Source organism: Enterococcus sp. DIV1083b, from assembly GCF_051713705.1.
In the GTDB taxonomy this organism is placed as follows: Bacteria; Bacillota; Bacilli; order Lactobacillales; family Enterococcaceae; genus Enterococcus_D; species Enterococcus_D casseliflavus.
Map to the genome: position 1 here is coordinate 58,611 of NZ_JBIOQJ010000001.1, position 16,085 is coordinate 74,695.

Annotated in this window: 14 protein-coding genes; all 14 read left to right on the forward strand. The window is 44.7% G+C overall.

The genetic code is table 11. The features are described 5' to 3' along the window. The first annotated feature begins 60 nt into the window (after nt 1–60). The 14 genes from IGI69_RS00270 (at nt 61) to IGI69_RS00335 (ending at nt 16,012) form a co-directional block, all read left to right on the forward strand. Entirely contained in the window at nt 61–993 is a 933-nt protein-coding gene (locus IGI69_RS00270) for an ABC transporter permease (RefSeq protein WP_096742014.1), read from the forward strand. A 16-nt stretch (nt 994–1,009) separates the two neighbouring features. Continuing rightward, complete coding sequence (locus IGI69_RS00275) at nt 1,010–1,897, forward strand: carbohydrate ABC transporter permease (protein WP_438739281.1); 888 nt, start codon at nt 1,010–1,012, stop codon at nt 1,895–1,897. Between the two features lie 6 nt (nt 1,898–1,903). Continuing rightward, nucleotides 1,904–2,542 (forward strand): DUF624 domain-containing protein, encoded by a 639-nt coding sequence (locus IGI69_RS00280; RefSeq protein WP_430616030.1) that lies wholly within the window; start codon nt 1,904–1,906, stop codon nt 2,540–2,542. A gap of 40 nt (nt 2,543–2,582) precedes the next feature. Next, nucleotides 2,583–4,604, forward strand: a complete 2,022-nt coding sequence (gene pulA / locus IGI69_RS00285; protein ID WP_438739283.1) for a type I pullulanase — start codon at nt 2,583–2,585, stop codon at nt 4,602–4,604. Between the two features lie 117 nt (nt 4,605–4,721). Further along, entirely contained in the window at nt 4,722–5,729 is a 1,008-nt protein-coding gene (locus IGI69_RS00290) for a LacI family DNA-binding transcriptional regulator (RefSeq protein ID WP_086338866.1), read from the forward strand. A 157-nt stretch (nt 5,730–5,886) separates the two neighbouring features. Beyond that, a complete protein-coding gene (locus tag IGI69_RS00295) occupies nt 5,887–6,174 on the forward strand; it encodes a hypothetical protein (RefSeq protein ID WP_005226498.1) in 288 nt (95 codons plus the stop codon). A 31-nt stretch (nt 6,175–6,205) separates the two neighbouring features. Next, on the forward strand, nt 6,206–7,624 hold the full coding sequence (locus IGI69_RS00300; RefSeq protein ID WP_438739286.1) for an L-fucose/L-arabinose isomerase family protein: 1,419 nt from the start codon (nt 6,206–6,208) through the stop codon (nt 7,622–7,624). Then, nucleotides 7,615–8,451 (forward strand): transketolase, encoded by an 837-nt coding sequence (locus IGI69_RS00305; protein WP_005231740.1) that lies wholly within the window; start codon nt 7,615–7,617, stop codon nt 8,449–8,451. Before IGI69_RS00300 ends, IGI69_RS00305 begins: the two co-directional genes overlap by 10 nt. Further along, complete coding sequence (locus IGI69_RS00310; protein ID WP_438739288.1) at nt 8,438–9,379, forward strand: transketolase family protein; 942 nt, start codon at nt 8,438–8,440, stop codon at nt 9,377–9,379. Before IGI69_RS00305 ends, IGI69_RS00310 begins: the two co-directional genes overlap by 14 nt. A gap of 1 nt (nt 9,380) precedes the next feature. Beyond that, nucleotides 9,381–10,829, forward strand: coding sequence for an FGGY-family carbohydrate kinase (locus IGI69_RS00315; RefSeq protein WP_438739290.1), 1,449 nt, complete (start codon nt 9,381–9,383; stop codon nt 10,827–10,829). A gap of 12 nt (nt 10,830–10,841) precedes the next feature. Next, nucleotides 10,842–11,699, forward strand: coding sequence for an alpha/beta hydrolase (locus IGI69_RS00320; RefSeq protein ID WP_438739292.1), 858 nt, complete (start codon nt 10,842–10,844; stop codon nt 11,697–11,699). A gap of 46 nt (nt 11,700–11,745) precedes the next feature. Further along, nucleotides 11,746–13,026 (forward strand): apiosidase-like domain-containing protein, encoded by a 1,281-nt coding sequence (locus IGI69_RS00325; RefSeq protein WP_438739294.1) that lies wholly within the window; start codon nt 11,746–11,748, stop codon nt 13,024–13,026. Nucleotides 13,027–13,033: 7 nt separating this feature from the next. Continuing rightward, the gene (locus IGI69_RS00330) at nt 13,034–14,347 is read left to right on the forward strand and encodes a PTS sugar transporter subunit IIC (protein ID WP_438739297.1); all 1,314 of its coding nucleotides are present in this window, start codon (nt 13,034–13,036) and stop codon (nt 14,345–14,347) included. Nucleotides 14,348–14,569: 222 nt separating this feature from the next. Next, nucleotides 14,570–16,012 (forward strand): glycoside hydrolase family 1 protein, encoded by a 1,443-nt coding sequence (locus tag IGI69_RS00335; RefSeq protein ID WP_438739299.1) that lies wholly within the window; start codon nt 14,570–14,572, stop codon nt 16,010–16,012. Nucleotides 16,013–16,085: the final 73 nt, after the last annotated feature.

Sequence of the window (16,085 nt, forward strand, 5' to 3'; positions counted from 1 at the left end):
TTGTTCGAATTTTTTCATCAAGCGGCTGGTGAGGCAAAAAATTTATGGAGGAGTAAGTAAATGGAACTTTCTGTTGAAAAAGAAAGCAAAAAAGAAAAGAAAAAGTGGTTTTCTCGAGATCAGCTTTTCTTTCTAGGGATGATTTTACCAGGCATCATTTTTATTTTGATTTTTTCTTATGGTCCTATGTTTGGGTTGTTGATGGCATTTCAAGATTATGTGCCAGCGAAAGGTGTATTTGGTTCTGAATTCGTGGGATTCGAGCACTTTCGCTACCTGTTCAGTTTACCGGATATTTTCTTAGTAACTAAAAACACGATTTTCATCGCTTTCTGGAAAATTGTCTTTAATACGATCGTACCGATTCTTTTTGCGATTCTATTAAATGAAGTACGTGTAAAGTGGATGAAACGCTCCATTCAGACCATCGTATATTTGCCCCATTTTCTTTCATGGGTCATATTGGCTTCAGTAGTGGTCAATTTATTCAGTCTTGATGGAACGGTGAATCAGATTTTACAAAACTTTGGTGTAGAACCATTAAACTTTTTGGGTAGTAATCAGCTGTTTCCTCGTTTGCTGATCGGGACCGATGTTTGGAAAAGTTTCGGTTACAGTTCAATCGTGTACCTTGCTGCCATTACCTCGATTGATCCGGGATTATATGAAGCAGCAACGATGGATGGTGCTTCTTGGTCAAAAAAAGTCTGGCACGTAACCCTGCCGGGGATGCTGCCTTTTATTTTGCTGATGACGATTTTGTCGCTGCCTAATATCTTGAATGCCGGCTTCGACCAAATTTATAACCTGTATTCTCCGGTTGTGTATCAAAGCGGCGATATTATCGATACCTATGTCTACCGAATCGGTCTGATCGGTAGAGACTATAGCTTAGGAACCGCCGTTGGTCTGGTCAAATCGGTGATCGGTCTATTCTTGATTTGGTCTTCCAACAAAATTGCGGAGAAGAAGACTGACAGAGTGATGTTTTAAGGAAAGGAAAAAAGAGATGAAAGAAAAATTTAGTATACGGCATGCAGTAATTTATTTGATCGTCATTGTTTTGGCTCTTTCTTGTTTAGTACCGATGTTGAATGTCGTGGCACTTTCTTTAAGCAGCAGCAGTGCGGTCGCTGCAAATGCTGTGGGGCTATGGCCAGTGGATCTGACCTTAGCGGCTTATGAGCGCATCATGAGCGATCAGCAGTTTTGGCGTTCTTTTGGGATCTCGATCATTCGTGTGATCGTTTCGCTGCTGTTGAACCTCTTGATGATCGTAACGATGGCTTACCCGCTGTCTAAATCAAAAAAAGTATTTCGAACGAGAAAATTATTCATGGGCGTGATGGTTTTTGCTATGCTCTTCAGCGGCGGCATGATCCCAACGTATTTAGTCGTTCGCAATCTAGGGTTATTGAATACGATTTGGTCCCTGATTTTACCTAGTGCAGTCCCTATCGGCAGTGTGATCTTGGTGATGAATTTCTTTCGGGGAATCCCCAAATCATTGGAAGAATCTGCTCGGATCGATGGTGCCAACCCACTGCAGATTTTGGGACGAATCTATATCCCAATGTCATTGCCTTGTTTGGCAACAGTTTCTCTATTCAGTATTGTCGGCAGTTGGAATGATTTTTTCAGTGGACTGATCTATATGACCAAGACTGAAAACTATCCTTTAATGACCTATATCCAAACACTATCAGTCAACATTGCTGAAACAATGCAACAAGCTGGGAATTTGACTTCCGAGCAGCTACAAAGTCTGCTAGCGGTCTCTGATCGAAACTTGAATGCAGCGAAGATCGTGGTGGCAGTGGTGCCGTTATTGATTATTTATCCGCTTCTACAAAAATATTTCGTTCAAGGAATCGTTGTCGGATCAGTAAAGGAGTAAACCCACATGATACACTTTTTTCATTCAGAAAACTTCTTCGCACGAATCGCTTGGAAATTCAGCCAGTTGCTCTTATTGAATGTACTACTCTTGTTTTTTAGTTTGCCGATCTTTACGATCGGCGCAGCCATCACTGCGGGCTCAAAAGTGGCGACTGACCTGATAGAAGGAAAAGCACCGGCTGTTGTTCAGCAGTTTTGGTCGACCTTTTGTCAAAGCTTTCGAAAGAGCACTCTCATCTGGCTTAGTCTACTTTTTTCTTTGTGGCTTTTGACTGCTGATTGGTTGTATTATTTCCAACTAAAAGGGACGCCTGATCTTTTTACCGTAGGCTTAGTAATTTGTACGTTCATGTGGCTTCAGTTTTTCCAAGTTTCGTTTTTCTTACTCGCCCGTTACGATAGCGGAATCAAAACGATCCTTTTGAACAGCATCAAAGTCGCCGCAAAGCACCCTTTTAAAATACTTTATCTTCATATTCTGACTGCAGCCCCTATTTTCATCATGCTTCTTTCACCCTATGCGCTGGTTTTCAGCATGTACATTGCCTGCTTTTTTGGTCTTAGCAGTTTTTTGTATGCACGTTGTCAGTTATTGTTGGCAATTTTCAAGAAATATGAGAAGGTAGAAATAGCAGAAAAGTAACTGGCTTTTATAGTTAGAAACGTTGAATGGAGGAATTTTGATGGGACAAAACACGCAGTATGGAGAAAAAAAGATTGCGATCGATCGCAGGATCGGTTTTTTAGAAGAACATACGTATCACGGGAATGATCTTGGTGTGACTTTTCAAGGACAGCAAACCACGTTCAAATGCTGGTCACCAGAGGCAGAGGCCGTTTCAGTATTGCTTTATCAAAGCGGTGTCGCTGGGACTGACGATCGCCTGCTGACGCTGCCAATGGTTCAAGAAGACAACTGTTGGCAAGTCACGACGGAAGAAAACGTCAAGGAGCTGTTTTATACCTTTGAGTTTCAACGAGACGGTCAAAAAGTCGAAGCGGTGGATCTTTATGCCAAGGCAGTAGGGATCAACGGAAACCGTGGGGCCATCATTGATTTAAAGGAAACAGATCCTGAAGGCTGGCAAGAGACTCACGGCGTCGGTCAGCAATCGATCACAGATGCCTATATTTGGGAATTACATGTCGAAGATTTCAGCGGCGCCGAAAACAGCGGGATTTCACCAGAAAATCGCGGAAAATATTTAGCCTTCACTGAAAAAAAGACCCATCTGGTGGGAGATGAAAGTCAACCAACTGGTATGGCTTATTTAAAAGAGCTGGGGATCAATTATGTTCATCTGCTGCCGATCTTCGATTTTGACAATGATGAAACTTCGTCTGCCTACAACTGGGGCTATGATCCGAAAAATTACAATGTCCCTGAAGGACGATACGCTTCTGATCCTAGTGATCCCAAGACACGGATTCGTGAATGCAAGCAAATGATCCAATCGCTGCACGAAGAAGCCATCGGCGTTGTGATGGATGTGGTCTTTAATCACACTGCGATCACAGAAGAATCATGGTTTAATTTGACGGTGCCTGATTATTACTACCGTCAAGATGATGCAGGGAATTTTGCGGACGGTTCTGCTTGCGGCAATGAAGTGGCTTCTGAACGGAAAATGATGCGTAAATTTATCATTGATTCAGTTTTATATTGGGCGCAAGAATACAAAATCGACGGCTTTCGCTTTGATTTGATGGGCCTGATCGATGTGGAAACCATGAACCAATTGCGTCAACGCCTAGATGATGCCGGCTTCAGCCATGTGATTTTATACGGCGAGCCATGGGATGCCGGCAGCAATCAAATCATTCAGCCGAATATCCCAGCAAATAAAAGCAATGTTTGGGCACTGTCAGAAGGCGTTGCGGTTTTTAGCAATGATTTAAGAGACAGTATCAAAGGCGATGTCTTTGAAGAAACAGACGGCGCATTTATTCAAGGAATGAATGGTCAACCGCAAGTCAAGCAAACCTTTTATGCAGCAAATTTGGCAACGGCGATTCAAGGAAATATGAAAGTTGCTGGGCAAGAAGGCGCCGAGCGCTGGGCAAAATCGCCCCGCCAAGTGATCGCCTATGCGTCAGTCCATGATAATTTGACCTTATGGGACAAGCTGGTGGCAACCATGCAGGCTTCAGTGAAGGAAAGAAATTATGAGTTTGATCCTGAGCTTTTAGCCCGTAACAAACTAGCAGCAGCCATTTTGTTTACTAGCCAAGGAGCCGTGCTGACCCAAGCTGGGGAAGAATTTGGACGTACCAAAGAAGGCGATGAAAATTCCTTCCGTTCGCCACTGGCAGTCAATCAGCTGGATTGGGCACGTGCCAAAACCTTCAAAGAGTTGCGCGAGCTGTATCGGGGCTTGTGGGCATTGCGGCAGTCCTATGCACCATTGAGAGATGCCACGACCCAAACGGCTGAAAGCATGGTCTTTTATGAGACAAAGGATGAAAATCGCTTGGCGTATCAAGTACCCAATCGTGACAAACAGCATCCATGGCGTTCCTTGTTCGTTTTACTCAACAGCACGGAAGAAAGCTGGTCCTTTGACTTACCGACGACAACAGAAAATGCTTCTTGGCACATTGTTGCTGACCCCAAAGGAGCTGGGATCGCTTCTCGCGGCGTAACAGCGTCAAGGATAACCATCGACCCATTGTCCTTCTGCATTTTGGCGGAACAAAGTAACTAATCAAAGTAGAAGCTAAAACAAACTAAAAATTTTAGTTTGTTTTAGCTTTTTTGGTAGTAAAAAAACAATTCTTTTGCTATACTTTTAACAGAATGAGAAGCAGAAAGCGGTGAGCAAATGAAAGTTGTGATCTCTGATATTGCCCGAAAAGCTGGCGTTTCCAGCGGAACAGTCTCTAATGCGATCAACAATCGGAAGGGGATCAGTGAACAAAAACGGCAAGCGATCTTGAAGATCGCTCGTGAGATGGGGTACTTTGATCAGCGAGAAATTAAAAAAACGGAAAGCCAAAAAATCAAATTTGTCATAATGAACAAACAAGGAAATGTCGTAGGGGATACGCCTTTCTTTTCTGAATTGATCCGAGGAATCGAAATGGAGTGCAGTGCGTTAGGCTATGAACTGGTCATTTCCCATATCACACTGGCACCAGAAGAAGACCCGATTGAAAAGATCCGTCCAGAATTAGCAGATGGTTTGCTATTGTTAGGTACGGAATTGGAAAAACAAGATTTAGCAGTCTTTCGCCATTTGGAAGTACCGTTAGTGATTTTAGATACGGTGTTTAATTCGCAGGACTTTGATTTTGTCGCCATCAATAATCGTGACAGTGCCTATGAGATCGTTGAAAAGATGATCGAAAAAGGCCACCGTGACATCGGCATCATCAATTCAACCTTTCAAATCAACAACTTCCGTGAACGCAAGCAAGGGTTTATTCAAGCGATCCAAGAGCATGATCTGATCCATTATGAAGAGACGGAAGCCTTAGTAGAACCTACCTTAGAGGGTTCATATCAAGACATGAAGGTCTATTTGGAATCCTTGCGTGCCGATCAGCGGCCGTTACCAAGCGCCTTTTTTGCGGTCAATGACAATATCGCCATCGGTGCAATGAAAGCCATTCGCGAAGTGTTTCCCGATCATCCGTTGACCATCGTTGGGTTCGATGATATTCCTTTGGCGGAATTTTGCAACCCACCGCTGACCACCGTCAAAGTAGATAAAGTGTATCTTGGTCGCCAAGCCGTGCGACGCTTGATCGAGAAAATCACGAGTGAAGATGAAAACCATCTGAAAATGCTGGTCGCCACGACGATCGTCGAACGCGAAAGCATCAATTAAGAAGAAAAATATGAAAAAGGACAAAACGTTTAGCAAGCGTTTTGTCCTTTTTTAGTTATTTAACAAAAATATTTATCTAAAACTATTGCAAAATATTTAGCTTGTGCTATATTTAAGGTGTAAAAAGTAAGGGATTACATTTTGAGGAAGTGAATAGATGACACAGATCGGTCTCTTTTGTGCCACTGGGCTCTCCAGCGCACTGCTCGTCAAAGCGATCAAAGAACAACTAGCGGATGATCAGCATTACCAAGTCAATTCCGCGCCTTTTTCAGAAATATTTATGGTGGGGAATGACTATGATTTTTTGATTTTAGCTCCTCAAACCCGCTTCAATCAAGCGAAAGTCGCAGCAGCCTTTCCTGATAAAAAAATCGTTTTACTGACGGATGAGGAATTTCTGAGCAAAAATGTAGCACGAATCGTCGAAGAAATAAAAATTTAGCTAAATATACTAAAACGCAAAGGGTGGTTTTATGGATAAAGTAACCATCGGGTTCGCCCCGACTAGAAGAAATTTGTTTAGTGCAGAAGCAGCCATTGAGTACGCCAATCTGACACGACAAAAAATGGACGAACTCGCCATTGATTATGTAGATATTTTAGATATCAACGAAGACGGCTTACTATACGATGATGAAGGGGTTGAAAAAATCGCCGAAAAATTCAAAGCAGTGAAGATCGACGGTCTTTTTCTAGCCAATGAAAACTTTGGTACGGAATATGCCTGTGCTCGTTTAGCCAAAAAACTAGATGTCCCCGTCTTACTGTGGGGACCTAAAGATGAGACGCCAGCCGCCGACGGTTCACGTTTGCGGGATACGCAATGCGGTCTTTTCGCTATTGGGAAAGTCTTGCGCCGTTTCAAGGTACCTTTCACCTATGTCAAAAATTCTGATATTGATTCACCAGAATTTGCCCGCGGCTTGCAAGACTTTATCAAAGTTTGCAATGTCGTCAAGACCTTCAAACAAACACGAATCTTGCAAGTTGGCCCACGCCCCTTTGATTTTTGGACCGTGATCTGCAACGAAGGCGAACTATTGGAGCGTTTCAATATCTCGCTATCACCAGTACCGATCCAAGAAGTGGTGCAAGAAATCAAGAAAGTCAAAGAACAGCAGCCAGATAAATTGCAAGCAGTCATTGATTATTTCGAAACCAATACGGAAGTCCAAATTTCGGCGAAAGATTTGGAGATGGTGGCAGCCCTTAAAGTGGCTTTGCAAAACTTATGTGAAAGCTACGGCTGCAATGCAGGAGTCATCCAGTGTTGGACGGCCTTACAAGACGAAATCGGTATTTTACCGTATGCCTCCTTGTCGCTGCTACAAGAAGAAGGCTTGCCTTTTGTCTGTGAGACGGATGTCCATGGGGCAATCTCGGAACTGTTGGTCGAAGCCGCTTCGTTGGGGGAACACCGTGCGATCTTTGCGGATGTCAACTGCCGCCATCCAGAAAACGAGAATGGCGAATTGCTGCAGCACTTAGGAGTTTTTGCTTATTCCACCGCGGAGACCAAACCAATTTTGCCGCAACGACATTTTGTTTTTGACTATCCAGGATCAGTCGCTTTTCGGGCAATCAAAGACGAGTATACGCTGTGTCGCTTTGATGGGGACAACGGCGAGTACTCCCTACTGATGGGTACTGGTAAAGGGATCGATGGCCCATACAATCAAGGGACCTATCTCTACCTGGAATTTGCGAATTTGAATCGCTTGGAATTCAAACTCGTTGAGGGCCCTTATATTCATCACGTTGCGGCGGTTAGAAAAAATGTGGTGCCGATCTTGTATGAAGCGTGCAAATACATCGGCGTGCAGCCAGATTTTTATGATCCAATCGAAGAAGACGTCAAAGCATACTTGAGAGGGGATCAATCATGGAAATAAACGAGCTGGAGATGAAGGCTTTAACGATTCGAAAATCCGTGTTAGAGCTGATCTATCAAGCAAAAACGGGTCATACTGGTTCGGATCTTTCTTGTACCGATATTTTAGTGGCCTTGTATTATCGGATAATGAATGTCGATGCGAAAGATCCTCAAAAGCAAGATCGTGACCAGTATATCCAAAGTAAAGGACATGCTGCAGAAGTACTATGGGCCGTTTTAGCGGACAAAGGTTTTTTGCCGAAAGAAGAATTAGCCACCTTTTCGCAATTTGGTTCACGACTGATCGGTCATCCAAACAATAAAGTAGCTGGTGTTGAGATGAATACTGGTTCGCTAGGCCACGGCTTACCTGTCGCAGTAGGGATCGCCTTGGCAGGCAAACTGGATCACCGCACGTATCAAACCTATACGTTGTTGGGAGATGGCGAATTAGCAGAAGGCTCGGTATGGGAAGGAGCCATGGCGGCTGCCAACTACCAGCTGGACAATTTGACCGCCATCATTGATCGCAACGGCTTGCAGATCACTGGAGCCTCGGAAGATGTGATGGCAGTGGAGCCGCTAGATGAAAAATGGCGTGCCTTTGGTTGGGATGTGCATATCGTTGATGGCAATGATATGGCTGCCTTGGTGGCTGCATTAGAAAAACCGCATCAGCCCAATCAACCGAAGCTGATCATTGCTAAAACCATCAAAGGCAAAGGCTATTCTGCAGCCGAAAATCAAGCGCAATGGCATCATAAAGTGCCAACGGCAGAAGAGCTTGCACAAGCTATTGCCGAACTTGATCAGCAAATGGAGGTTTTGACTCATGGGAAAAAATAATATTGCCAATCGCCAAGCGATGTGCGACGTATTGATTGAAGAAGGAAAAAAGAATCCTGCGATCACGGTGTTGACCAGTGATTCTCGTGGTTCCGCTTCGTTAGCACCTTTTGCCAAGGAATTACCGACACAATTGGTGGAAGTAGGGATCGCAGAGCAAAACATCGTCAGTATTGCGGCTGGCTTAGCCCATATGGGCAAACGCCCTTTCGTTGCATCTCCAGCTTGTTTTCTCAGCATGCGCAGTATCGAGCAGATCAAAGTCGATGTCGCGTATTCGAATAAAAATGTCAAACTCGTAGGTATCAGCGGCGGTGTCAGTTATGGGGCATTAGGCATGAGTCATCATTCCTTGCAAGACATCGCAGTGGCACGAGCGATCCCTAATTTGCAAGTGCTGTTGCCAGCAGATCGCTTTGAAACGATCCAAATGTTTAAAGCCTTAGCGGCATCAAATCAACCAGCCTATATCCGTCTCGGTCGCAATCCTGTTGAAGATTGTTATGATTCTGCAGATTATCCTTTTGAGATTGGCAAAGCCATTGAGCTGAGAAGCGGCCAAGATGTCGCATTGATCGCCACCGGCGAAACCGTGCGCCAAGCGTTGGATGCTGCTGAGCTATTGGAAAAACAAGGCATCACTGCTACCGTTTTAAATGTTCATTCCTTGAAGCCTTTTGATTCAGAAACGGTCAAACGAGTGGCGAAAGAAACAGGCACCGTGATCACTGTGGAAGAACACAGCCAATGCAACGGCTTAGGAGCTGCCGTGGCGGAAACACTGACAGAAGAAACGGACATTCGACAAAAAATCATTGCTTTTCCGGATGAAGCCTTGATTACTGGTTCTTCGTCAGAACTGTTTGCCCATTATGGCTTAGACGGTTCCTCCATAGCGAAAACAGCGGTTGCGTTTCTAGGAGCTTAAGATGGACAAGACCTATCAGCTGGTTTTAGATCAGAGTACATCCGGTACCAAGCTCTTACTGTTTCAAGAAGGGAAAATCCTGCAACGTTACGATAAAAAACACCGCCAAATTTATCCAAAAGTCGGGTGGGTCGAACATGATCCCCTCGAGATTTGGCAAAATGTCCAAGAATTGCTGGCACAAGTGTTTCAAGAACAAGCGATCACTGCAGATCAAATCGTTTCCTTGTCCTTGACCAATCAGCGAGAAACGATCGTTGCATGGGACCGATTGACTGGCAATCCCCTGTACAATGCGATCGTGTGGCAATGCAACCGCAGCGCCGCGATTTGTGAAGAATTGACGGCACAAGGCTGGGAAAGGACGATCAATCAAAAGACCGGTTTGCGCTTAGACCCGTATTTTTCTGGTACCAAGGTCAAATGGTTGGCCCAAGAATTATCGGCCATCAAAGAAAAGTCGGGAACTGGCGAGTTGGCGATCGGTACGATGGACAGCTGGCTGTTGTGGAATTTAACGCAAGGGACAGTATTTGCGACAGAAGCCAGCAACGCGTGCCGGACATTGTTTTACAATATTGAAGAGGGCTGTTGGGATGCAGAGCTCGTCAAACTTTTTGGCATCCATCTAGCAGACTTGCCAGCGATCAAACCTGCTGATACGGTTTTCGGTAGCTATCACGGAATCCCTATCAAAGGGATCTTAGCCGATTCACAAGCGGCATTATTTGGGGAAGGTTGTCAAAGCCTTGGGGATGTAAAAATCACGATGGGCACCGGTTGTTCGATTATGATGCAAGTGCAGCAGGAGCAGACGTTGCGAGATCGCCGCATTTTGACGACGGTCGGCTGGCAAACTAGCCAGGAAACAGCGTTTGCGCTAGAAGGCATCATCCGTTCCTGTGGTGACGCCATCAACTGGTTCAGTGAGCAAGTGGCTCCGCTGCCAGATGTAGCTGAGATCTGTCAAGAAGTGCTGACCAGTGACAGTCAAGAAGACATCTATTTTATCCCAGCATTGCAAGGAATGGGTGCCCCTTTTTGGGATAATACGATGACTGCCAGCTTTGTCGGCATGAAACGCACAACGACGACTCATGAGCTGTTGAAAGCCGTTTTAGAAAGCATCATTTTTCAAATCAAAGCAGTGATCGATGTGATGGAAGAAGTCGCTGAACGACTGATCAATCAGGTAATGATCGATGGCGGTGTTTCGAAAAACCGCGCCTTGATGAGCTTATTGGCGACTTTGATCAATAAACCCGTCATCGTCAGCGAAGTCGAAGAATTTTCAGCCATCGGCACAATGCTTGTTGCCAAACCAACCATGAATGAACCAGCTATTCAGCAAACCACGATCGTTCCGCAAGCCGAACAGGCCGTGATCCGTTTGAAATATGAAAAATGGAAACGGTTCATTGAGAAATCAGCTGCTTTTAGTGAAGGATAAAGGAGGAACTATATGGAGACCCAACGAATCCAATTGAATCAAACAGCTTACGTGGATACCTATTTATTGCACCAATCCAAAGAGTACAATGTCGGCAAGAAACGACCGCTAGTGATCGTCTGTCCAGGCGGCGGCTACGCATTTACCAGTGATCGAGAGGCGGAAGTCATTGCCTTGAAATTCAATAGTATCGGGCTAAATAGTGTTGTTTTATGGTACACCACCGGTGACCAAGTGAAAAACGTTCCCCATAATGCCTTGATGGAAGCCGCCCAAACCGTCAAAATCATTCGTGCGCATGCCCAAGAATGGTTGGTGGATGAGGAACAAATCATCGTTTGCGGTTTTTCAGCAGGTGGTCATCTAGCGTTGCAGTTAGCGACGCGCTGGCACGATGCTGAGCTGGCAGAAGCGTTGGGCGTTAGCAGTGACTTATTGAAAGTGAATCTGGCGATCGCCGGCTACCCATTGGTTTATCAAGAGCACGCCTTCCCAATCGATGAGCTAGGCTTTGCTGCTAGTCTGATCGAAGCACCTTTAACTGCCAACGAACGCTTTTTTGGGAGTAAACAACCGACGGAAGAAGCCATTCAATCCATGAACATTTTGCATCATGTCGATCAGTGGACACCTCCGATGTTTCTCTGGCATACGACGGAAGACGTCTTAGTCGATGTGGCACACTCGTTGAAGCTGGCGATCAAATTAAGAGAAGCCGAGATTCCATTTGAACTGCATATTTTTGAAAAAGGCGAACACGGACTGGCATTAGCGGATCGAACAACGGCACGCAAGCCAAGTCACCTCAATACCCATGTCGCCAAATGGTTTGAGCTGTGCGAAGGCTGGCTCAGCAGTTATATTGATTAAAAAACCGCCAGTGCACAACTTGTGCCGATGAAAGGAGAGCACCACCGTGAAAATCACCGTGAGCCAAAACAAACGCACCTTATTGCGAGACGGACAGCATTTCTTTTATTTAGCCGATACTTGCTGGAGTGCCTTTACTAGTATTCAAGAAAATGACTGGATCACCTACTTAGACAAACGCAAAGAGCAGGGCTTCAATACCCTACAAATCAATGTGTTACCGCAATGGGATCGCAGCCGTGGTCAATTTGACTGCTTGCCGTTTCCTGTTGATGCGGGCGTCTTTGATTTTACTGTTTGGGAGGATGCCTATTTCGAACGGGCTCAGCGTCTTTGTAAAATTGCCGACGAGAAAGGCTTTACTTTAGCATTGGTCGTCTTGTGGTCAAACTATGTCGCCGGCACGTGGGCTAGCCAGTTGGACAAAGAACGCAACGTGTTGCCGGAGGATTGCCGCCAGGCCTACTATCAAAAAGTGATTGCGACTTTTGATGCCTTCCATCCGATCTACTTTATTGGTGGCGATACGGATTTCCCAACGCAGCCAACCATCGATACGTATCTAGAAGCCTTTGCTTTCTTTGAAAAGCATTCGCCCAATACTCTGAAAACGATTCATATCAAGGGACGTTTTGAAGAAATCCCTGAACCTATCGTCGAACATTTGGACTTATTTTTATACCAATCAGGTCATAACAGCGCCTTTTTGAATATGCCTTATTATTTGGCAGAGCGTTTTTATCAACGAGAACCGCAGCTGCCGATCATCAACTCAGAACCTTGTTATGAACAAATGGGCTATGCCCGTCATGTATATGGTCGATTTGGTCAAAAGGATGTCCGCAAAGCGGCATGGCAATCACTCTTAGCCGGCGGCTCGGCTGGGATCACGTACGGTGCCCACGGCATCTGGAGTTGGCAAACCCCGACGGCGACCTTTGCGGAAGAAATCGGGGAAGCGTTTGATCGTCCGATGATTTGGCCAGAAGCTTTATCTTTTCCTGGGGCAGATGACTATGGCTTTATCAAGCAATTATTCGAATTATTAAATATTCAGGAGCTTGTGCCTTGCCAAGAGCGCTTGATCGATGCAGATGAACAGATTCGTATGGCAGCCATCGCAGGATCGAAGGATGCGTTGCTTTACTTGCCAAGCAATACAACAGTTCGCCTGCAAGGAGATCTTTCTACAGCGACCGTCACATTGATCGATTTGAATACCAATCGTTTCTTGAAACCAAAACTGACAGTTACCGATGGTATCACTGTTTTCCATCCCCACAATTGTCATGAAGATGTATTGTTTGTCATCCAAATAAAGGAGTGAAAAGAAAATGGATAAATATATGGATAAGGTGTTAGTATTTGCAGATAAAATCTCCAACAATCGGTATTTAAAGGCAATTTCAAACGGGTTGATGGCGACGCTGCCGATCAACATTATTGGCTCGATCGCCTTATTGTTAGCAGTTTTGCCGATTCAAGGATGGACAGACTTTATCAATTCGATCAATATTGGCGGCTATTTTTCCGTCGGTTACAGTATGACCGTTGGGGTTATCTCAGTGTACGCTTCCTTTCTGGTCGGTCACCGTTTAGCGACAGAATTTAAGCAGTCGGCAGTCCCTGCCGGCATCGTTTCACTGTTTGCCTTTTTGATGATGACGCCAATGGTTACCTTAGAGGAAACAACGACCCTCGACATGAGCAAACTCGGCGCTCAAGGCTTGTTTACCGCTATGATCTGCGGCTTAGTCTTTGCTCGTTTGTACTGCTTTATTTTAGAAAAAAATATCGCCATCAAAATGCCAGCAGGCGTGCCGCAATTTGTGACGGATACCTTCGCCGGTTTGATTCCAGCAATTATTTCTGGGTTTGCCGCGATCGTCATTAGCTGGGCATTCAGTTTTACTTCTTATGGCTCATTCTCAGATTTCATCTATCAAATCTTGGCAATGCCGCTGCAAAGCTTGTCTTCTAGTGTAGGTTCGTTGTTATTTATTGTACTGATCCAAATGGTGCTATGGTTCTTCGGTATCCATGGTTCGTTGGTGGTGGGTAGCTTTGTCACCGCTTTGTACTTACCAATGGATGTGGAAAATATGGATGCTTTAGCTAGTGGTGTTGCTCGTTCCGAGCTGCCGAATATTTTAAGTCAGTCCTTCTATAACTTATTTTCTGGTATTGGTGGTGCCGGAGGAACATTATCATTAGTAATCGTTTTGCTTTTATTAGCAAAATCCAAGCAATCCAGAACAGTAGCGAATTTAAGTGCTGTCCCTAGTTTATTTACGATCAATGAACCAATTATTTTTGGATTGCCGTTGATTTTAAATCCGATTATGGCGATTCCATTTATTTTAACACCACTGGTACAAACCCTAGTTGCTTATCTAGCCATTTGGAGTGGTATCGTTCCACGACTTAGTGGGGTACAAGTTCCTTTTGGTACACCGATCTTTTTAAACGGCTTTATCGCTGGTGGTTGGCAAATTGCAGTTCTACAAGTTGTTTGCGTTTTGGCAGGCTGCTTGCTGTACATTCCTTTTGTTAAAGTCTTAGATAAAGGAAAATTAAAAACCGAAGCAGAAGCTGCGCAAGCTGAGGGTCAAACTGAAAGTATCGATGCAACGGGGGAAACGGTTTAAAAGAAACCGATTTTATGATGACAAGCCAACGAGTTAGTGCTATAGTTAAAGAAAGAAAACCCACGTGGATTGTTACTGACTCGATCAGGCAAGACCTAAATAAGAAAGCGCTCTTCTCGTTTTAGCAGCGGCTCTTATTTAGGTTTTTTTGTTTTTTATCGGGGATTTTTCAGTAATCAGCTAGGTAGGTTTATCAAAAGAAAACAAAAGGAGAACGAGCAAATGGCAAAATTTCCAGAAAATTTCTTATGGGGCGGCGCGACCGCAGCGAATCAATTAGAAGGGGCGTTCGATCGCGATGGCAAAGGCTTGTCAGTGGCGGATGCAATGCCTGGCGGCAAACAGCGTTTAGCGATTTTAGGCAGTGATACGTTTGATTGGACGATCGATGAGGACAAATACACCTACCCAAATCATCGCGGGATCGACAATTATGACCGTTTCAAAGAAGACATTGCGTTGTTTGCAGAAATGGGCTTCAAGAGCTATCGTTTTTCTATCGCATGGACACGTATTTTTCCAAAAGGCGATGAAACGACACCAAACGAAGCTGGGCTAGCATTTTACGATGCGCTGATCGATGAATGTTTGAAATACGGGATCGAGCCAGTGGTTACGATCTCCCACTATGAAATGCCTCTGCATTTAGCCAAAGAATATGGTGGCTGGAAAAATCGAGCATTGATCGATTTCTATGAACGTTTTGCAAAAGTCGTCTTGGAACGTTTCCACAGCAAAGTCAAATACTGGATGACCTTTAATGAGATCAACTCTGCTTTCCATTTCTCCGCATTGAGTCAAGGAATGGTCAACAGCACGGGTGCCAGCGACTTTACAAACGTGATCCAAGCGTGGCACAATCAATTTGTTGCCAGCAGTAAAGCAGTCAAAATCGGCCATGAATTAAACCCAGAGTTACAGATCGGTTGTATGATCATTTATGCAACGACTTACAGCATTGATGCGAACCCAGTCAACCAAGTGGCGACGATGATCCATAATCAAGCCTTCAACTACTACTGTGCCGACGTGCAAGTACGTGGAAAATACCCATCCTTTACGGATCGTTTGTACAAAGAACACGGCGTCAATAAAGAGGATCTTGAGATTACCGAAGAAGACTTAGCCTTGATCGCTGAACATACTGTTGACTATGTTGGCTTCAGCTACTACATGTCTTCTGCCGTGGATATCACCACAGAAGAAGCCGATGAAGTGCAAGGAAACTTGTTGGGCGGCGTCCGCAATCCATTCTTAGAAGCAAGTGAATGGGGCTGGCAAATCGACCCAGAAGGGCTGCGCATCGCGTTAAATGAACTGTATGATCGTTACCAAAAACCGTTGTTTATCGTGGAAAACGGCTTAGGAGCCATTGATACCTTTAACGAAGAAGGTAAGATCGAAGATGATTATCGTATCGATTACTTGCGCCGCCACATTGAAGCAATGGGCGAAGCGATCGCTGATGGCGTAGACTTGATCGGTTACACGCCATGGGGCTGTATCGACCTTGTCAGTGCTTCAACAGGCGAAATGAGCAAACGCTATGGCTTTATTTATGTTGACTTTGATGACGAAGGCAACGGCACGATGGATCGTTCCAAGAAAAAATCCTTCGATTGGTACAAACAAGTCATTGCAACAAACGGAGAAGAGTTGGCCTAAGTGTTTCGTTAGACTCACGGATGACACAGGATCCGTTATAAAAGAAAACCGATCAACGGTGCTCCTATACAGG